The sequence below is a fragment of the Massilia sp. HP4 genome, assembly GCF_005222695.1.
Taxonomy (GTDB): domain Bacteria; phylum Pseudomonadota; class Gammaproteobacteria; order Burkholderiales; family Burkholderiaceae_D; genus Telluria.
Genome location: NZ_STGG01000042.1, coordinates 14,272 through 32,698 on the forward strand (window position 1 = coordinate 14,272; position 18,427 = coordinate 32,698).

Below are 18,427 nucleotides of genomic sequence, written 5' to 3' on the forward strand. Positions count from 1 at the left end.
TGTTGAAGTAACGAAATTTCCGCTAGGATGAGCAGCTTGTTCGGACTGTTTTGAAGGAGCGTCATGAGTACATACACCCTGAATGTCAACGGCAAGGCGCAGGCCGTCGATGTCGAAGCCGATACTCCGCTGCTGTGGGCGCTGCGCGATACCCTGGGCCTGGTCGGCACCAAGTACGGCTGCGGCCTGGGCCAGTGCGGCGCCTGCACGATCCACCTCGACGGCGTGGCGACCCGCGCCTGCGTGCTCCCGGTCTCGGCCATCGGCGACCAGAAGATCACCACCATCGAGGGCCTCGACGCCAACGCCCGCCATCCCTTGCAAGTGGCCTGGCAAGAGCTGGACGTGCCGCAATGCGGCTACTGTCAATCGGGCCAGATCATGAGCGCCTGCGCCCTGCTCAAGCAGCATCCGAAACCGACCGACGCCCAGATCGACGAAGCCATGGCCGGCAACCTGTGCCGCTGCGCCACCTATATGCGGATCCGCAAGGGCATCCACCGCGCCGCCGAAATCGGCTCTGCCAAAGGAGAGAAGGCATGACGCTCGTTTCCACTTCGCGGCGCGGTTTCCTGCTCGCCGGCGCCGCCGGCGGCGCCCTCCTGATCGGCATGTCGGCGCAGGGCGTACTGGCCGCGGTCGGCAATCCCGCCGCGGCGCCGGCTGGCGCCGACTTCGTGCCGAATGCCTTCATCCGCATCGTGCGCGACGGCAGCGTGACCCTGATTTCCAAGCAGCCCGAGATCGGCCAGGGCATCAAGACCTCGCTGCCGATGGTGATCGCCGAAGAGCTCGACGTCGCCTGGGAAAGCGTGCGCGTGGTCCAGGGCGACCTGGACCTGGAAGCCTATGGCAGCCAGGGCGCCGGCGGCTCCAACTCGACCCCGAACAACTACGAAAACTTCCGCCGCCTGGGCGCCACCGCGCGCGCGGTGCTGGTGCAGGCCGCGGCGCAGACGTGGAAGGTGGCGGCCGCCGAATGCACGACCGATGGCGGCTTCGTGCTGCATGCGCGCAGCAAGCGGCGCCTGGCCTACGGCGCCCTGGTCGACGCGGCGGCGAAGCTGCCGCTCCCCGAGGCGGCGAGCGTCGCGCTCAAGGACCCGGCCAATTTCAAATTGCTGGGCAAGCGCATCGGCGGCGTCGACAATGCCGCCATCGTCAGCGGCAAGCCGCTGTTCGGCATCGACATCCAGCTGCCCGGCATGCTGCACGCGCAATACGTCAAGTGCCCGGTCTTCGGCGGCAAGCCGCTGCGCGCCAACCTGGACGCGGTGCGCGCCCTGCCCGGCGTCAGGGATGCCTTCATCATCGAGGGCACGAACAACCTGAATGGCCTGCGGCCCGGCGTGGCGATCGTCGCCACCTCGACCTGGGCCGCGATCCGCGCGCGCCGCGCGCTGGAAGTGGAATGGGACGAAGGCGGCGCTGCCAAACACAGCTGGGCCGACTTCACGGCCCAGGCCAGGGCGGCGAGCAAGCAGCCGGGCGCCACCGTGCTGCGCAAGGACGGCGACGTCGCCGGCGCGCTCCAGGGCGCGGCCAGGACCGTGGAAGCGGCCTACAGCTACCCCTTCATCTCGCACGCCAGCATGGAGCCGCAGAACTGCACCGCCTGGCTCAAGCCGGACGGCGCGCTCGAACTGTGGGCCCCGACCCAGAACCCGAATGCGGGCCAGGCGCTGGTCTCCACCACCTTCGGCATCCCGAAGGAAAAGATCACGATGCACATCATCCGCAGCGGCGGCGGCTTCGGCCGGCGCCTGAGCTCGGACTTCATCGTCGAGGTCACCGCGATCGCCCAGCGCATGAAGGACAAGGCGCCGGTCAAGCTGACCTGGACCCGCGAGGACGACCTGCAGCACGACCACTTCCGTCCGGGCGGCTTCCACTTCCTGCGCGGCGGGGTCGACAAGACCGGCAAGGTCGTCGGATGGCACAACCATTTCGTGACCTTCGCCAACCGCGTGGAGCAGGACGGCAAGAGCACCTTGCGCAACGGCAGCGGCGGCAGCCTGTCGCCCGACGAGTTCCCGGGGCGCTGGCTGGCCAACTGCCAACTCGAGCAGACCGCGCTCGAGTGCAGCGTGCCGATGGGACCGTGGCGCGCACCGGGCAGCTGCGTGTTCGCCTGGGCCTTCCACAGCTTCATCGACGAGCTGGCGCATGCGGGCGGCCGCGATCCGCTGGCCTTCCGCCTCGAGCTGCTGGGCGACAAGGACATCGTGCCGCCGAGCGTCGAGCGCGGCCAGCCGTACAACGTGGCGCGCATGCGCGCGGTGCTGCAGACCGCCGCCGACAAGGCCGGCTGGGGCAAGAAGAAGTTCGCGCGCGGCCAGGGGCAAGGCATCGCCTTCCACTTCAGCCACCGCGGCTATGTGGCGCAGGTGGCCGAGGTGACGGTGTCGAAGGACGGCAAGGTCAAGGTCGACCGGGTGGTGGTGGCGAGCGACGTCGGCCCGACCATCATCAACCTGTCGGGCGCCGAGAACCAGGTCGAGGGTTCCGTGATCGACGGCCTGTCGACCCTGATGTTCCCGGAGCTGAACCTCGAGAACGGCCGCATCGTGCAGAGCAACTTCCACGATTACCAGCTGCTGCGCATCGGCGACGCGCCGGCAAGGATCGAGATGCACTTCGTGAAGTCGGACCAACCGGTAACGGGCCTGGGCGAGCCGCCGCTGCCGCCACTGGCGCCGGCGGTGTGTAATGCGATCTTCGCCGCCACCGGCAAGCGGGTGCGCGAGCTCCCGCTCAGCAAGGTCGACCTGAGCTGGAGCTGAGCCTCTACCAGGCTTATGGCACGCGCTGCTCGCTCAGCGCGTGCGGCGCCGCTGCGCGGTGGCGCTCGACGATGGCGCGCGCCAGCTCTTCCTGGCGCGCGTCCTGGGCCAGCACCCGCAGGATGCAGGCGCCGTGGATATCGCCTTCCGGGCGAAAGACGTCGTTGTAGTCGGTGCCGCCCTTGGCCGAGGGCGAATCGCCGACCGTGAAATTGGATTGGCCCGGCCCCGCCTCGTCGCCGATGGGCGAAAGCGCGACGCTGTCTTGCGGGAGGCCGGCGGCCAGCAGGTCGGCCCGCAACTGCTCGGCGATGGCGAAGTCCCGGATGACGTGGACGATAGGGTTGTTCATGAGTCGCTCCTTCGGTTCACTGTTAACTCAAGTTACCAGAAAGGTCCCCATGACGGCGCTCATTCCGGGATCACCGCCGTGACCTCGATCTCGACCCGGGCCCGCTCTTCCATCAGTCCCGCCACCTGCACCGCGCTCATGGCCGGATAATGCCGCCCCAGCACCTCGCGGTAGGCAGCGCCCAGCGCGCTCCCGGCCTCCGTGTACTCACGCTTGTCGAGCACATACCAGGTCATGCGCACGATGTGTTCCGGGCCGGCGCCCGCCTCGCGCAGCACGGCCACGATGTTTTGCAGCGCCTGGCGCGACTGGCCGACGAAGTCGTCGGTATGGAAGCGCCCCTCGGCATCCCAGCCGATCATGCCGCTGACAAAGACCTGGCGCCCGCTGCATGCGACGCCGTTGGCATAGCCCTTCGGACGCGGCCAGCCCGGCGGTTGAAGAATGTCCATCCCTGCTCCAGACAGTATTGGTTAAACCGGCGGCGCGAGCAGCTCGCGCGCGATGATCAGGAGCTGCACTTCGCTTGCTCCCTCGTAGATGCGCAGCGCGCGGATTTCGCGGTACAGGCTTTCAACCACCTGCCCGCTCTGCACGCCCTGGCCGCCGAACAGCTGCACCGCGCTGTCGATCACGCGCTGCGCCGACTCGGTGGCGGCCAGCTTGGCCATCGCCGCCTCTTTCGTCACGCGCTTGCCTGCATCGCGCAGCCAGGCGGCGCGATAGGTCAGCAGCGCGGCGGCGTCGATCTCCAGCGCCATCTGGGCGAGCCTGGCCTGGGTGAGCTGGAAGTCGGAAAGCAGCTTGCCGAACATGGGCCGCGCCTGGGCGCGCGCCAGTGCTTCTTCCATCGCGCGCCGCGCAAAGCCCAGCGCGGCGGCGGCGACCGAGGTGCGGAACACGTCCAGCGTCGCCATCGCCACCTTGAAGCCCTGGCCTTCGGCGCCGACCAGGCAGCTTGCAGGCACCCGGCAATTCGTAAAACGCAGGCGCGCCAGCGGATGCGGGGCGATCACGTCGATGCGCTCCGCGATCTCGAGGCCGGGATTGGATGCTTCGACGATGAACGCCGAAATACCTTTCGATCCGCGGCCGCCCTCGCCACCGCCATCGCCGCTCCTGGCAAAGACGACGTAGAAGTCGGCGATGCCGCCATTCGAGATCCAGGTCTTTTCGCCATCGAGTACCCATTCGTCCCCCTCGCGCCGCGCCGCACACGCCATGGCGGCGACGTCGGAACCGGCTTCTGGCTCGGACAGCGCGAAGGCGGCGATCGCTTCGCCGCTGGCCACGCGCGGCAGCCAGTGCTGCTGCTGTTCCTCGGTGCCGAACAGCGAGATCGCGCCGCTGCCCAGGCCCTGCATCGCGAAGGCGAAGTCGGCCAGGCCGGCGTGGCGCGCCAGGGTTTCGCGGATCAGGCAGATGGCGCGGGTGTCGATCGTGTCCTTGCCGACGGCATGGCGCAGCCACCCGTCGCGGCCCAGGCGCGCGACCAGGGCCCGGCAGACCGCATCGACGTCAGCGCCATGCGCGTCGCCCAAGTTATCAAGCGCCCAGGCGTCGAGCGCACGCGCCAGCTCGGCGTGGCGCGGCTCGAAGAAAGGCCAATCGAGGTAGTCGTGCGCCATCAATCCCCCTCGAACCGCGGCCGTTCCCTGGCCACGAAGGCGTGGTAGGCACGGTGGAAATCGTTGGTGGCCATGCAGATCGCCTGGGCCTGGGCCTCGGCCTCGATCGCTTCGTCGACGCCCATATTCCACTCTTGCTGCAGCATCTTCTTGGTCATGCCGTGGGCGAAAGTCGGGCCGTTGGCCAGGGTCGCGGCGAAGGCCTGCGCTTCGCCCAGCAACTGCTCGGGCGTGCACAGGCGGTTGAAGAAGCCCCAGCGCTCGCCCTCCTCGCCATCGATCGAGCGGCCCGTGTACAGCAGTTCGGCGGCCCGGCCCTGGCCGATCACGCGCGGCAGCAAGGCGCAGGCGCCCATATCGCAGCCGGCCAGGCCGACGCGGGTAAACAGGAACGCGGTGCGGCTGCGCGCCGTGCCGTAACGGATGTCCGAGGCCAATGCCAGGATCGCCCCGGCGCCGGCGCACACGCCGTCGACCGCGGCCACGACCGGCTGCGGACAGGCGCGCATGGCTTTCACCAGGTCGCCCGTCATTCGGGTAAAAGCCAGCAGGCCGGGCATGTCCAGCCTGGTCAGCGGGCCGATGATCTCGTGGACGTCGCCGCCCGAACAGAAGTTGTCGCCGGCGCCGGTGACCACGACCGCCTTCACGTCATCGGCATAGGCCAGCGCGCGGAACAGGTCGCGCAACTCGGCATAGGAATCGAAGGTCAGCGGGTTCTTGCGCTCGGGCCGGCTCAGCGTGATGGTGGCGACGCCCGCATCGAGCGCGAAGCCGAAGTGCTGCGCCGCGTAGCCGGCAAGGCTGTTGCGCCCGCCCGGCAGGCGGTGCCGTGCGCCGCTAATATCGCCCGGTAGATAATGCATGTGTGGCTCCTGATGATTGATAAGTCAGCCTTCGAGCAGGCGCGCGGCCAGCTGTTGCGGCGACAGGCCGCCGGACGCCGCCTGCAGCTGGCGTTCGCGTTCCAGGTTGCGCTCCAGTTGCTGCTTGCCGGCCTGGTACTGGCGCGGCCAGGCTGCGCCAGTGTAGCCGATGCGTGCCGCCTCCATCAGCGTCCAGGCCGGGTTGGCAAGGTGCGGACGCGCCACGGCGCACAGGTCGGCGCGGCCGGCGGCGATGATGCCGTTCACGTGGTCGGCTTCATAGATGCTGCCGACGGCGATGGTCGCGATGCCGGCCTCGTTGCGGATGCGGTCCGAGAACGGCGTCTGGAACATGCGGCCGAACACGGGCTTTTCCAGCTTGCTGACCTGGCCCGAGGAGCAGTCGATCATGTCGGCGCCAGCCTCCCGGAACAGGCGCGCGATCTCCACCGCATCCTGCGGCGTTATGCCGCCTTCCACCCAATCGTGGCTCGAGATGCGCACGCTGATCGGCAAGTGGGCCGGCCAGGCCGCGCGCACCGCCGCGAACACCTCCAGTGGATAGCGGCAGCGGTTTTCCAGGCTGCCGCCATAGGCGTCCTGGCGCCGGTTGGTCAGGGGAGAAATAAAGCTCGACAGCAGGTAGCCATGCGCGCAGTGCAGTTCGAGCCAGTCGAAACCGGCCTCGCATGCGGCTTGCGTCGCGCGCACGAAGTCGTCCTTGATGCGCGCGAGCTCGTCCAGGGTCGCTTCGCGCGCAAGCTGCGACACCCCGTCGATGTACTGCTGGCTGGACGCCGACAGCAGCGGCCAGTTGCCGTGCTCCAGGGGCAGGTCGATGCCGTCCCACATCGGACGGGTCGAGCCCTTGGCGCCCGCGTGGCCGAGCTGGATGCCGATCTTCGCGTCGCTGGCCGTGTGGACGAAGCCGACGATGCGCTGCCACGCCAGCGTCTGCTCGCGCGTGTAAAGGCCGGGGCAGCCCGGCGTGATGCGGGCGTCGGCCGAGACGCAGGTCATCTCGGCCATCACCAGCGCAGCCCCGCCCAGCGCCCGCGCGCCGAGATGGGCCAGGTGGAAGTCGCCGACCACGCCATCGACCGCACAGTACTGCGCCATCGGCGAGACCACCACCCGGTTCTTGAGCACCACGCTGCGCACCTTATGGGGCGTGAACATCGGCGGCGCCGCGCACAAGGGCGGCGCCACGCCGGCCTGGCGTGCAGCGGCCCAGGCCAGGTGCAGCTCGAAGTCCTCGACATAGGCCGGATCGCGCAGGCGCAGGTTTTCGTGCGACAAACGCTGGCTGCGCGTGAGCAGCGAATAGGCGAACTGGCCCGCTTCCATCGCCGTGTAGCGCGCCACGTTCTCGAACCATTCCATCGAATTGCGGGCGGCGCTCTGCAATTTGAGTACCTCGACCAGGCGCGCATCCTGGTAGCGCGCCAGGGCTGATTGCAAGTCGCCCTCGCCGTCCAGCGCATCGGCAAGGCCGATCGCATCCTCCAGCGCCAGCTTGGTGCCGGAACCGATCGAGAAATGGGCGGTATGAGCGGCGTCGCCCATCAATACCAGCGGCACGCGCCGCCCATCCACTTCGATGGCATGCGTCCAGTGTCGGCAGGCCAGGCGAGGGAAACGGATCCACATGCTCGAGCCGCGCAGGTGGGCGGCGTTCGCCATCAGCGGCTGGCCATCGAGGTGGCGCGCGAACAGGCGCTCGCAGAACGCCAGCGCTTCAGGCTGCTCCATGTCGGCCAGGCCGCTCGCGCGCCAGGTGGCGTCGGGCGTCTCGATGATGAAGGTCGAGGTCTCGCCATCGTATTGATAGGCGTGGGCCTGGAACCAGCCGTGTTCGGTCTCCTCGAAGGCGAAGGTGAAGGCGTCGAAGCGCTTCTTCGTGCCCAGCCACACGAAGCGGCACAGCCGCTCCTCGACCTCGGGCTGGAACACGTCGGCATATTGCTGGCGGATCGCGCTGTGGACACCATCGGCGGCTACCACCAGGTCGGCCCGGTAGCGGCGCGCGACATCATCCACGTCTTCGACCCGGGTGTCGAACGCCAGTTCCACGCCCAGCGCGCGGCAGCGTTCCTGGAGGATGTCGAGCAGGCGCTTGCGCCCGATGCCGCAAAAGCCGTGGCCGTGCGAGGTGACGGTAGCGCCCTTGAAGTGAACGTCGATCGCATCCCAGTGGTTGAAGGACTGCAGGATGGCGCGCGCGCTCGGCTCGTCGGCCTGGGCCAGGTGGCCCAGCGTCTGGTCCGAAAACACCACGCCCCAGCCGAAGGTGTCGCCCAGACGGTTGCGCTCGACGACGGTCACCGCATGCGTCGGGTGGCGCAGTTTCATGAGCAGGCCGAAGTACAGGCCGGCCGGGCCGCCGCCAACGCAAACGATGTTCATTTTCTCTCCCGGTGCTGGTTTGGCGTCCAGTTTACCTGCCCCAATGCTTGAGGTGTCAACTACTTGTTGACTCGTAAGAATCGCCCTCTGAAAAAGCGAGAATGTTTAGTACAATTCAGAAAGAACAGTAGCGAAAGCCCGGACCTTGCGCGGCCGGCCACCCACCTTGGATAATTCGCCAGACACCATGAAGATTTCAGACCGGATCGCGCATTCCCGCCCCCTCGCCACCACCGCCATGCATGGTCGCGCCGAAGCGCTGCGCAATGCGGGTGAGCGCGTAATCGATTTCTCGATCGCGATTTCGCACTTCCCGGCCCCGCCGCCGGTCATCGATGCCGTCGCTGAAGCCATCGAGCGCGAGCGCACCCTGCCCTATACCGAGGTGGGCGGCGCGCTGAAGGTGCGCGAGGCGCTGCGCGCCAAGCTCGCCGGCGAGAACCGGATCGACGCGCAAGTCGACGAAATCATCGTGACCAACGGCTGCAAGCAGGCCTATTACCAGGCGCTGTACGCGATGACCGATCCGGGCGACCGCATCGCCGTGTTCCGCCCGCACTGGCCGGCGTATCTCGCGACCGCCGGACTGCTGGGGCTCGAGGTGACGCTGGCCGACCTCCCCGACACCGTCACGCGGGCGACGCTCGACGCCCTCGGCCAGGTCAGGGTGCTGGTGCTGAACAATCCGCACAACCCGACCGGCAAGGTATTCACCCGCCCAGAGCTCGAGACCATCCGCGACTGGGCCCAGGCCGGCGGCGTGCACGTGATCGTCGACGAAAGCTACGAACACCTGGTCTTCGATGGCGAACATGCCACGCTGGCGGCGCTGTGCGACTGGCGCGCGTTGGGCGTGGTCACCCTGTTCTCGGCCTCGCAAAGCTATGCGATGATGGGCTGGCGGATCGGCTTCGCGCTTGCCCCGGCCCATCTGGTGCAGGCAATGCAGACCCTGCAGGGACCGATCACGGCCGCCGCGCCCCATCTGTCGCAAGTGGCGGCGGTGGCGGCCTTCGCCACCGGCACGCCGCATGCACTGCTGGCCGATTACCGCGCGCGGCGCGACCTGGTGGTGCGCCATTTCGCGGACGTTCCCTGGATCGCGATGGCGGCACCGGCGTCCGGTCCCTATCTGTGGGGCGACGTGCGCGCGCTCACCATGGACACGGTCGGCTTCGCCGAACGCCTGCTGGATGAACAGCGGGTGGCCCTGATGCCGGGCGATGCGCTCGGCCGGCCGGGCTTCATCCGCATCGGCTATATTTCCGACGACGTCGAGACCCTGATGGAAGGCGTGCGCCGCATCGTCGATTTCGGCACCCGGCTGGCGGAGAATCGATGAGCAGTGTGCTGGGCCGATTCCGCCTGAACAGCTTGCGCAGCCGCCTGATGCTGCTGGTGCTGCTGGCGATCACGCCGATCGCGATCGTCACGGTGCTGGGCGGCTTGCGCGAGCGCGAGGCGGCGATCCGCGCCTCGGAAGAAAACCTCAAGCGCCTGACCGCGCTGGCCGCCGCCAACGAGGCGCAGTCGATCGACCGTGCGCGCCAGATCCTGGTCGACCTGGTCAGCGTGCCCGACCTGATGGGCCCGACCGCCGGCTGCAATGCCCTGCTGGCCAATGTCCTCGACCGCAACGAGGGCTATGTCAACTTCGGCCTGATCCAGCTGAACGGCGAAGTGTCGTGCAGCGCGGTGCCGATGCTGCACCCGGTGAACCTGGGCGACCGCAGCCACTTCAAACGCGCCATCGCCGAACGCCGCTTCATCGCCAGCGACTATGTGTTCGGACGCGTGATCCGCAAGCACACGATCAACCTTACCTATCCGGTCATCGACCGTTCGGGCGACGTGGTGGCGGTGGTGTTCGCGGCGATGGACCTGGCCGGCCTGGACACCTTCGTCAACGACATCAGCATGCCACCCGGCTCGATCCTGGAGACGGCCGACGCCTCGGGCAACCTGATCTCGCGCCGCCCCGACCCGGAGCGCTGGTTCGGCCAGCGCGTCACCGGGCCGCTGCTGGACGCCATGCGCGGTCCGCACGGACGCGCGCTCGTGGTGCAAGGCGAGGACGGCGTCGACCGCCTGCATGCCTTCGCCCGCGTCGGCGCGCCGACCCTGACCGATTACACGGTCACGATCGGCGTGCCGACCGACCTGATCACCCAGGTGGCGCGCGACGCCCAGTTCATGTCCCTGCTCGGCCTGGGCGCGACCACCCTGCTGGCCCTGCTGGCGGCCTGGCTCGCGGGCGACAAGCTGATCGTGCAGCGGGTGCGCGGCCTGACCTCGGTCGCACGCCGCATCGCCGCCGGCGAACTCGATACCCGCACCGGCATCGAGTACGGCAACGAAGAGATCGGGCGGCTGGCGGCGGCGCTGGACGAAATGGCCGAGAACCTGCAGAAGAAGGAAAGTGCGCGCAGCCAGGCCGAGCGCGAGCTGCGCGCGGCCGACCAGCGCAAGGACGAATTCCTGGCAATGCTGGCGCACGAGCTGCGCAATCCCCTGGCGCCGATCAGCACCGGCGCCCACCTGCTCAAGCTGCTGCACTCCGATAATGCCCAGATCACCCAGACCTGCGCCATCATCGCGCGCCAGGTCGAGCACATGACCAGCCTGGTCGACGACCTGCTCGACGTGTCGCGCGTCACGCGCGGCCTGGTCTCGCTATCGACCCAGGTGCTGGACCTGCGCAGCGTGATCGACGACGCCGCCGAGCAGATCCGGCCCTTGATCCTGGCCCGGCGCCACAAGGTGGTGCTCGACCTGCCGGCCGGCCCGGCCCATGCCAAGGGCGATCACAAGCGCCTGGTGCAGGTGGTCGCCAACCTGCTGGGCAACGCCACCAAGTACACGCCCGAGGGCGGCCATATCCAGCTGCAGCTGCGCGAGGCCGGCGGCGAATGGGAACTGAGCGTCAGCGACGACGGCATCGGCATGGATGCGCGCCTGGTCGAGCGCGTGTTCGACCTGTTCACCCAGGCCGAGCGCACCCCGGACCGCTCGCAGGGCGGCCTGGGCCTGGGCCTGGCGCTGGCCAAGAGCCTGGTCGAGCTGCACGGCGGCAGCGTCGGCGCCCACAGCGCCGGCCCGAACCAGGGCAGCACCTTCACCGTGCGCCTGCCGCGCCACCAGCAGGAAAGCGTCCCCCTGCTCGGCAAACTGCCCGGCGGCCTGCCCGCCATAGAGTCCGCACCGGCGAGCCCGCTGCGCATCCTGGTGGTGGACGACAACCTGGATGCCGCGCACACGCTCAACCTGTTCCTGCGCGCCTCGGGCCACGAAGTCGAGATCGCCTATTGCGGCCTCGATGCGATCGAGATCGCCAAGGTATTCGCGCCCCAGGCCTGCATCCTCGACATCGGCCTGCCGGACATGGACGGCAACGAACTGGCGCGCCGCCTGCGCCGGCTGCCGCAGGCCAGCGGCGCGACCCTGATCGCGGCCACCGGCTACGGCCGCCAGCAGGACCGGGAGGCCGCGAGCCAGGCCGGGTTCGACCATTACATGGTCAAGCCCGTCAATACCATCCAACTGGGCGATATGCTGGGGGCGGTCAGTCATTCCTGACCGGCGGCGGGCGCACCTGGGCGAATACTTCGTGTCAGCACGAGCGTTCGCCTGAAACACTTGGTCGTTTTGACACAACAGGGAAGAAATATCGCGTGACAGGTATCATGTAGCCTACATAGAATTTGCACACAAGCAAATTTATGCACTCTGGAGAACTTCCTTGGGCATGCTGAACCGGACGCTGCCTGATGCTGCCTTCTAACGACCTCGCCCAGTGGCGCGCGCGTGTCTTCTTGACACTGCTGCCGATCGTCCTGGCACTGGGTGTCATTGCCGCCATTCCAAGTGTCACCCTAGTCTTGTACCAGGGAAGATGGCCGGTCGCCTTGATGGATGTGCTGGCCCTCGCATGGCTGGTCGCCATCTGGCGCTGCACGCGGCTCTCCTATACGGCCCGCGTCTTGAACTTCCTGGCCATGCTCTACCTGGTCGCGCTCGGACTCATGCTCGCGGTAGGCCCGGTGAGCCTGAACTACCTTATGGCGCCGCCTGCCATGGCGGTGATCCTGCTGGGTAATCGCGCCGCCCTGTGCGCATTGGCGCTGTGCGCCGCCTGCATCGTCCTGCTCGGCGCGAACGGGTATGCCCAGCTCTACGTCCCCGGCCTGGAAGACAATGCCCTGGTGTCATCGCTGGTCGTCGCCCTGAATTTCACCTGCGTCGGCGCCCTGATCACCTTCACCAGCGGAACCCTGCTCAAGGGCATCGCCAATTCCCTTGCCGAGTCGCGCGCCGCGACTGGCGAACTCGAGGCTGGCCAGGCGCGCCTGCGCGACGTGAATGCCGAACTGCGCCTGACCTCGGAAGCCGTCGCTCGCCTGAACGACATGGTGCTGATCGCCCGCATGGTCGATTTGCCTGGCGCCGAGCAGCCCATCATCTTCGCCAACGATGCATTTTTGCGGCACACGGGCTATACCCGTGAACAGGTAATCGGACGCAGCATGCGCATGCTGGAAGGCCCCGATACCGATCAGGCCACGGTAGCCCGGGTACTGGCGTCGGTGGTCCGCAAGGAAGCGGTCAGCACCGAACTGCTCCTGTACACCAGCCGCGCAGAGCCCTACTGGGTCGAGGCGGAAATGGTGCCGTTCGCCGGCGACCTGGGCGCGATCACGCACTGGGTCGTCGTCAGCCGCGACATCACCGAGCGACGCAACGCCGCCGACGCCATCCACCGCCTGGCGTTCTACGATGTGTTGACCGGCCTTCCCAACCGCCGCCTGCTGATGGACCGCCTGGAGCGGATGGTCTGCGCGGCGCAGGATTCCCTGACGCTGGGGGCAGTGCTGTACGTCGATCTCGACAACTTCAAGACCGTCAACGATGCCCGCGGCCACGGGGTCGGCGACCAGTTGCTCTGCATCGCCGCCGAGCGCCTGGTCGCGGTGGTCGAAGCGCGGGGAAGCGTGGCGCGCCTGGGCGGCGACGAATTCGTGGTCCTGCTCGACGACCTGGGGCTGGACACATGCGTCGCCACGGCGCACGCCCTGGCCGTGGCGGAGCGGATACGCGCAGCGCTGGCCGACAGGATGCTTGTCGAAGACCAGCGCTACTACGCGACGACCAGCATCGGGGTCGCACTGACCGCGCGCCTCCCGTCGGTCGAGTCGGTCCATGACCTGCTGCGCGAGGCGGACACTGCGATGTACCACGCCAAGGCGCGTGGCAGGAATGGCGTAGTGATGTTCGAGCCCGGCATGCTGCGCGACGCCGAGCGCCGCCTGACGCTCGAGCGCGACCTCGGCCTGGCGCTCGAGAACCAGGAACTGGAAATGCACCTCCAGTTGCAGGTCGATGCCTCGCAACAGCCATGCGGCGCTGAACTCCTGATGCGCTGGCGACGCAAGGATGGCAGTAGCGTGCCGCCCGACCACTTCATTCCGGTGGCCGAGTCGAGCGGCCTGATCGTCCCGCTGGGCGAGTGGGCGCTGCGCCAGGCCTGCCTCGCATGGCATGCGCTGGATGCCATCGGCCGTGCGCTGCCGCTGTCGGTCAACGTCAGCCCCATGCAGTTCCGCCAGCCGGAGTTCGTGACGCGGGTCGAAGCCATCCTGGCCGAGACTGGCGTGCCGCCCGGCCAGCTGATTTTCGAAGTGACCGAAGGCCTGCTGGTCGGCCGCCTCGACCAGACCGTCGACCGCATGCACGCATTGGCGGCGCTCGGCATCCGGATCTCGGTCGACGACTTCGGCACCGGCTATTCGAGCCTGGCCTACCTGACCCGCATGCCGTTGTACGAGCTCAAGATCGATAAGGCCTTCATCCGGGACACCCCGCACGACAAGGGGGGCACCGCGATCGTGCAGTCGGTGCTGGCGATGGCCGGCCATTTGGGGCTGCGCGTGGTGGCCGAAGGCGTCGAGACGCAGGCCCAGGCCGAATACCTCGCCAACCAGGGCAACGCCTGCATGCAGGGTTACCTGTTCCACCGCCCGATGCCGCTGGAAGACCTGCTCGATCACCTGCGCGTCGACGCCTGAACCCGTCGCGGCCGGAAGGTAGCGCAACGGCACGCCTCGGCACACCTCGGCACGATTCGCCGCGATCCCTTATCATGCATTTTTTGAATGGGAGCCACGTCGATGGATGAGATAGGAATCGTACTGGCCATGCTGCTGGCGGTGGTGGCGAGCGGCTACCTGGTGCGGATACTGCCCTTCGCCGTGCCCCTGCCGCTGGTCCAGATCGCGCTCGGCGCGGCGATCTCCGGCACCACCAGCCACGGCGTGCGCCTCGAGCCGCATATCTTCTTCCTGCTGTTCCTGCCGCCGCTATTGTTCCTGGACGGCTGGCGCATCCCCAAGGTCGGCCTGTTCCGCGACCGCTCGACCATCCTCGAACTCGCGCTCGGCCTGGTGCTGTTCACCGTCATCGGCGCCGGCTTCCTGATCCACTGGCTGATCCCGTCGCTGCCGCTGGCGGTGTCGTTCGCGCTGGCCGCGATCCTGGCGCCGACCGATCCGGTCGCCGTGTCCTCGATCGCGGCGCGCGTCCCCATTCCGCCGCGCCTGATGCACATCCTCGAAGGCGAATCGCTGCTCAACGACGCCAGCGGCCTGGTGTGCTTCCGCTTCGCGGTGGCGGCCGCCCTCACCGGCACCTTCTCGCCGGGCGAAGCCGCCCTGACCTTCCTGTGGGTGGCGCTGGCGGGGATCGCGATCGGCGTCGGCCTGACCGTCGGCGTCAGCTGGGCCCAGCGCCTGCTGGCGGCGCGCATCGGCGAGGAAAGCGGCTCGCCGATCCTGGTCAACCTGCTGCTGCCCTTCGGCGCCTATCTCGCGGCCGAGCATGTGGAAGCCTCGGGCATCCTGGCGGCGGTGGCGGCCGGCATCACGATGAGCTACGTCGAGCTGAGCGGACGCGCGCTGGCCACCACCCGCGTGCGCCGCGCCGTGGTGTGGGACACCGTGCAGTTCGCGCTGAACGGCATCATGTTCGTGCTGCTGGGCGAGCAGTTGCCGAACATCGTCAAGGCCGCCCTGGTCGCGCCCGAGCTGCCGGCGGCCCACGACGTCTGGTGGCTGCTCGGTAATGCGCTGGCGATCAGCGTCGGCCTGATCCTGCTGCGCTTCATCTGGGTCTGGGTGTCGCTGCGCCTGACCCTGCTGGCCGCGCGGCGCCAGCAGCAGGCCGTGTACCGCCCGAATCCGCGCCTGATCCTGGCCACCTCGCTGGCCGGCGTGCGCGGCGCGATCACCCTGGCCGGCGTGCTGACCTTGCCGCTGGCGATGCCGGGCGGCGCGCCGTTCCCGGGACGCGACCTGGTGATCTTCCTGGCCAGCGCGGTGATCGTGGTGTCGCTGGTGCTGGCCAGCGTCGGCCTGCCGCGCGTGCTGCGCGGCCTGGAATTGCCGGCCGAGGCGGCCCATGAGAGCGAGGAAGACCAGGCGCGCCACGCCGCCGCGCTGGCGGCGCTGGAAGGGATCGCCGCGGCGCCCGCGCCGCCGCCCACGGTCGGCTGCGATCTTGAGGCCGCAGCCGAGATGCACGCCAGCGCGGCCGACCAGGTGCGCAGCCTGTACCAGTACCGGCTCGACGGCGGCACCGGCGCCGGCATCGATCCCGACCAGGCGCGCGCTGCAGAGAGCGCCGAACGCCACTACCGTCTCGCCGCGCTCGGGCAGGAACGCGCGGTATTGCTGCGCATGGCGCGTCACAACCAGCTGTCGGACGAAATCGCGCGCAAGCTGCTGCGCGAAATCGACCTAGTAGAGGCCCGCTACCGCTGAGCGCAGCCCCCACGGGTGTTGCGCCTCCGTTACCTTGCGTACAGTGAGCGCAGGATCGTGCGCGTAGCATCGGCTGGAAGAACAACCTTTCACCGACCCTGCCATGCCCAGCGCAAAGCCCGACGACGATACCGTTACCATCGAACCACCCGCCGCCGCACGCGCGGCCGGCCTGCGTCATGTCCATGACGACCGGCCCGGCATCCGGCGCGAAACCGTCAAGGATGGCTTTCGCTACCTCGACGCCCGCGGCGAGCCGGTCGCCGACGAGAATACGCTGGCGCGCATCAAGGGCCTCGTGATTCCACCGGCCTGGACCGAGGTGTGGATCTGCCCCCAGGCCAACGGCCACCTGCAGGCGACCGGGCGCGACGCCCGCGGACGCAAGCAATACCGCTACCACCCCAAATGGCGCGAGGCGCGCGACGAGGTCAAGTACGAGCGCATGCTCAAGTTCGGCCAGGCCCTGCCGGCCATCCGCGCCGAGGTCGACCGCGGCCTGGGGTTGCCCGGCCTGCCGCGCGAAAAAGTGCTGGCGACGATCGTCTACCTGCTCGAAGCGACCATGATGCGGGTCGGTAACGAGGAATATGCGCGTACCAATAAATCGTTCGGGTTGACGACGCTACGCAATCGCCATGCGAAAGTCGACGGCAGCGACGTCGAGTTCAGCTTCCGCGGCAAGAGCGGGGTCTATCACAAGGTCAAGGTACACGACCGGCGCCTGGCGCGCATCGTGGCGCGCTCGCGCGACCTGCCGGGCCAGGAGCTGTTCCAGTACGTGGATGAGGACGGCCAGACCCACAGCATCGATTCGAGCGACGTCAACGACTACCTGCGCGCGATCAGCGGCGAGGATTACACGGCCAAGGATTTCCGCACCTGGTCGGGCACCGTGCTGGCGGCGCTGGCCTTGCAAGAATTTGAAAAGTTCGACTCAGAAGCCCAGGCCAAGAAGAATATCGTGCGCGCGATCGAGTCGGTGGCCGAAAAGCTCGGCAATACCCCCTCGATCTGCCGCAAATGCTATGTGCACCCGGCGGTGCTGGACGCCTATCTCGACGGCGCCGCCCTCGAGGTGCTGCGCGAGCGCACCGAAGAAACGCTGCAGGAAGACCTGCACGCGCTGCAGCCCGAGGAGGCGGCAGTGCTGGCCATGCTCCAGCAGCGCCTGAGACACGAACAGGAACATCCACGGGCGCCGGCGCCGCGCAAGAATGCCGCGCCGAAGAAGCCAGCCGCCCGCAAACCGTCGCGTCCCGCCGCCCGCGCGGCCCCATGAGGCGGGACGGACTGGTCGCCGGCCTATTGGACCATATACGTGACGACTTTCCAGCTGCCGTCCGCTTCGCGCGCCGTGACCACGGTTTCGGTGGCGCCCGGGCGCTTGGCGTATGTCGCACCGTACTGGATCACCACGTAATCGGCTTCCGGTGCGCCGGGCAGCGTGCGCGTGTAGCGCGCACTGCTCAGGGATCGCGACTTCAGCTCGCCAAGCGGCGCACGGGCGCCATGCAGCATCCCGGTCCACTGCTCGGCGGTGACGGCGGCGCGGAAGGCGGTCCCGGCTGCACTCCCAGGTATCGAGGCCCTTGCCCGCATCGGCGAGCTTGAGCCACGCTTCGGCAGCCGCCACACCCGCCTTGCTATGGTCGGTTTCCTGCGCGTGGACGGCGGCGACGGGCAAGGCGAGCATCACGGCGATGGCAATCGGGGCGAGCTGCTTCATGGAGGACTCCGTCTGGTAGAGCGTTGGCAAGCCGACAGCATAGCGCGTCTGGCCGACGCACAGTCTCACACATTCTCGCAGCGCCACCGAGCCGGCTCGGTCACCTGCAAATCTGCTGCAGACGATAGAAAAACACAAGCGGACATGAAAAAGCCCCGGCTCGTACGCGAGCTGAGGCCTCAAGATTGGAACGAACCGCAGTGAGCGTTTCTCTAGTAGTTCAGCAGAGCACTAAGGAAAATGATTCCAGCGCCTACCACTGCGATCGTCAGGCTAGTCACCGAAATCGCAGTCATGGCGTGCTTCGGGTCACGAAACTGCTGTTTTACCCAAGGCGTCATTTTTCACTCCTGCTAGGTGAGTCCAGGCTTTAATAGGCAAAAGTTTACCACCGTATAGGCGCCGCCTGCGAGGATCGTCAACGTCAAGGATGTAGCAAGTGTTTCATAGTACTTGTACCAAGGCCCGATTAATGGCGAAGCAACAGAGATAGGAAACACAGCCCCGGCAGCAGCCATCATGGCGGAAGGAACCATTATCAGTACGAAACCCGCGTTAGCGTATCCTCGTAAGCCTTCCGCCACCAGCGTCCCCCCTGCGCCTGGTTCGGCAATCTCGTACATTGCCAGTGCACAGAAAGCAACCGCGCCCCAACAAAGCTGACCATCTTTGATCGGAACCAAAAGGCTCTTTTGCGTCCAAGGAACAGGCAGGCGACAACGTTGTAGGACCCACATGGCAGCAATCGGCGCTGCCAAAGGCAACAAAATGCTGACCAAAAACCAACCCACATCCGCTCCAAGCTATCGATAGGCAGACAGGTATGAATCTTAAGTGCCTAATGCTTCAGCA

The 18,427-nt window shown here is 67.5% G+C and carries 14 protein-coding genes; 7 read left to right on the top strand and 7 right to left on the bottom strand.

Annotated elements, in window-relative coordinates:
- Window positions 1-63 precede the first annotated feature (63 nt).
- Window positions 64-543, top strand: a complete 480-nt coding sequence (locus E8M83_RS16305; RefSeq protein WP_137174401.1) for a (2Fe-2S)-binding protein — start codon at window positions 64-66, stop codon at window positions 541-543.
- Window positions 540-2,783, top strand: coding sequence for a xanthine dehydrogenase family protein molybdopterin-binding subunit (locus E8M83_RS16310; RefSeq protein ID WP_137174402.1), 2,244 nt, complete (start codon window positions 540-542; stop codon window positions 2,781-2,783). The genes E8M83_RS16305 and E8M83_RS16310 overlap by 4 nt, the downstream gene beginning before the upstream one ends.
- Before the next feature lie 13 nt (window positions 2,784-2,796).
- Here E8M83_RS16310 and E8M83_RS16315 read toward each other — a convergent pair whose 3' ends face one another.
- From E8M83_RS16315 to E8M83_RS16335, 5 genes are read right to left on the bottom strand one after another with little or no spacing between them, the layout of a single operon-like run.
- Window positions 2,797-3,135 carry a hypothetical protein gene (locus E8M83_RS16315; RefSeq protein WP_137174403.1) on the bottom strand — a complete coding sequence of 113 codons (339 nt, stop codon included), beginning with the start codon at window positions 3,133-3,135 and terminating at the stop codon, window positions 2,797-2,799.
- 59 nt (window positions 3,136-3,194) lie between these two features.
- Window positions 3,195-3,587 carry a RidA family protein gene (locus E8M83_RS16320; protein WP_137174404.1) on the bottom strand — a complete coding sequence of 131 codons (393 nt, stop codon included), beginning with the start codon at window positions 3,585-3,587 and terminating at the stop codon, window positions 3,195-3,197.
- A gap of 21 nt (window positions 3,588-3,608) precedes the next feature.
- Window positions 3,609-4,763 (bottom strand): acyl-CoA dehydrogenase family protein, encoded by a 1,155-nt coding sequence (locus tag E8M83_RS16325; protein ID WP_137174405.1) that lies wholly within the window; start codon window positions 4,761-4,763, stop codon window positions 3,609-3,611.
- A complete protein-coding gene (locus E8M83_RS16330; RefSeq protein ID WP_137174406.1) occupies window positions 4,763-5,629 on the bottom strand; it encodes an enoyl-CoA hydratase family protein in 867 nt (288 codons plus the stop codon). The genes E8M83_RS16325 and E8M83_RS16330 overlap by 1 nt, the downstream gene beginning before the upstream one ends.
- A gap of 24 nt (window positions 5,630-5,653) precedes the next feature.
- On the bottom strand, window positions 5,654-8,035 hold the full coding sequence (locus E8M83_RS16335) for a bifunctional salicylyl-CoA 5-hydroxylase/oxidoreductase (RefSeq protein ID WP_137174407.1): 2,382 nt from the start codon (window positions 8,033-8,035) through the stop codon (window positions 5,654-5,656).
- Between the two features lie 187 nt (window positions 8,036-8,222).
- Here E8M83_RS16335 and E8M83_RS16340 point away from each other — a divergent pair, with 187 nt between their 5' ends.
- The 5 genes from E8M83_RS16340 (at window position 8,223) to E8M83_RS16360 (ending at window position 17,128) form a co-directional block, all read left to right on the top strand.
- Complete coding sequence (locus tag E8M83_RS16340) at window positions 8,223-9,377, top strand: pyridoxal phosphate-dependent aminotransferase (protein ID WP_137174408.1); 1,155 nt, start codon at window positions 8,223-8,225, stop codon at window positions 9,375-9,377.
- On the top strand, window positions 9,374-11,611 hold the full coding sequence (locus E8M83_RS16345) for an ATP-binding protein (protein WP_137174409.1): 2,238 nt from the start codon (window positions 9,374-9,376) through the stop codon (window positions 11,609-11,611). The genes E8M83_RS16340 and E8M83_RS16345 overlap by 4 nt, the downstream gene beginning before the upstream one ends.
- A gap of 191 nt (window positions 11,612-11,802) precedes the next feature.
- On the top strand, window positions 11,803-14,097 hold the full coding sequence (locus tag E8M83_RS26530) for an EAL domain-containing protein (protein WP_137174410.1): 2,295 nt from the start codon (window positions 11,803-11,805) through the stop codon (window positions 14,095-14,097).
- Between the two features lie 102 nt (window positions 14,098-14,199).
- Window positions 14,200-15,846, top strand: coding sequence for a Na+/H+ antiporter (locus E8M83_RS16355; RefSeq protein WP_137174411.1), 1,647 nt, complete (start codon window positions 14,200-14,202; stop codon window positions 15,844-15,846).
- Window positions 15,847-15,949: 103 nt separating this feature from the next.
- The gene (locus tag E8M83_RS16360) at window positions 15,950-17,128 is read left to right on the top strand and encodes a DNA topoisomerase IB (RefSeq protein ID WP_137174412.1); all 1,179 of its coding nucleotides are present in this window, start codon (window positions 15,950-15,952) and stop codon (window positions 17,126-17,128) included.
- A gap of 23 nt (window positions 17,129-17,151) precedes the next feature.
- Here the strand turns inward: E8M83_RS16360 and E8M83_RS16365 are convergent, their stop codons facing one another.
- Window positions 17,152-17,448, bottom strand: coding sequence for a DUF4019 domain-containing protein (locus E8M83_RS16365; RefSeq protein ID WP_137174413.1), 297 nt, complete (start codon window positions 17,446-17,448; stop codon window positions 17,152-17,154).
- A gap of 480 nt (window positions 17,449-17,928) precedes the next feature.
- On the bottom strand, window positions 17,929-18,366 hold the full coding sequence (locus E8M83_RS16370; RefSeq protein ID WP_137174414.1) for a hypothetical protein: 438 nt from the start codon (window positions 18,364-18,366) through the stop codon (window positions 17,929-17,931).
- Window positions 18,367-18,427 lie beyond the last annotated feature (61 nt).

Coding starts and splice junctions, on each gene's coding strand:
- E8M83_RS16355 (WP_137174411.1), top strand. CDS start 14,200: ATGGATGAGATAGGAATCGTACTGGCCATGCTGCTGGCGGTGGTGGCG.
- E8M83_RS16345 (WP_137174409.1), top strand. CDS start 9,374: ATGAGCAGTGTGCTGGGCCGATTCCGCCTGAACAGCTTGCGCAGCCGC.
- E8M83_RS16325 (WP_137174405.1), bottom strand. CDS start 4,763: ATGGCGCACGACTACCTCGATTGGCCTTTCTTCGAGCCGCGCCACGCC.
- E8M83_RS16320 (WP_137174404.1), bottom strand. CDS start 3,587: ATGGACATTCTTCAACCGCCGGGCTGGCCGCGTCCGAAGGGCTATGCC.
- E8M83_RS16340 (WP_137174408.1), top strand. CDS start 8,223: ATGAAGATTTCAGACCGGATCGCGCATTCCCGCCCCCTCGCCACCACC.
- E8M83_RS16360 (WP_137174412.1), top strand. CDS start 15,950: ATGCCCAGCGCAAAGCCCGACGACGATACCGTTACCATCGAACCACCC.
- E8M83_RS16310 (WP_137174402.1), top strand. CDS start 540: ATGACGCTCGTTTCCACTTCGCGGCGCGGTTTCCTGCTCGCCGGCGCC.
- E8M83_RS16365 (WP_137174413.1), bottom strand. CDS start 17,448: ATGCGGGCAAGGGCCTCGATACCTGGGAGTGCAGCCGGGACCGCCTTC.
- E8M83_RS16305 (WP_137174401.1), top strand. CDS start 64: ATGAGTACATACACCCTGAATGTCAACGGCAAGGCGCAGGCCGTCGAT.
- E8M83_RS16330 (WP_137174406.1), bottom strand. CDS start 5,629: ATGCATTATCTACCGGGCGATATTAGCGGCGCACGGCACCGCCTGCCG.
- E8M83_RS26530 (WP_137174410.1), top strand. CDS start 11,803: ATGCTGCCTTCTAACGACCTCGCCCAGTGGCGCGCGCGTGTCTTCTTG.
- E8M83_RS16315 (WP_137174403.1), bottom strand. CDS start 3,135: ATGAACAACCCTATCGTCCACGTCATCCGGGACTTCGCCATCGCCGAG.
- E8M83_RS16335 (WP_137174407.1), bottom strand. CDS start 8,035: ATGAACATCGTTTGCGTTGGCGGCGGCCCGGCCGGCCTGTACTTCGGC.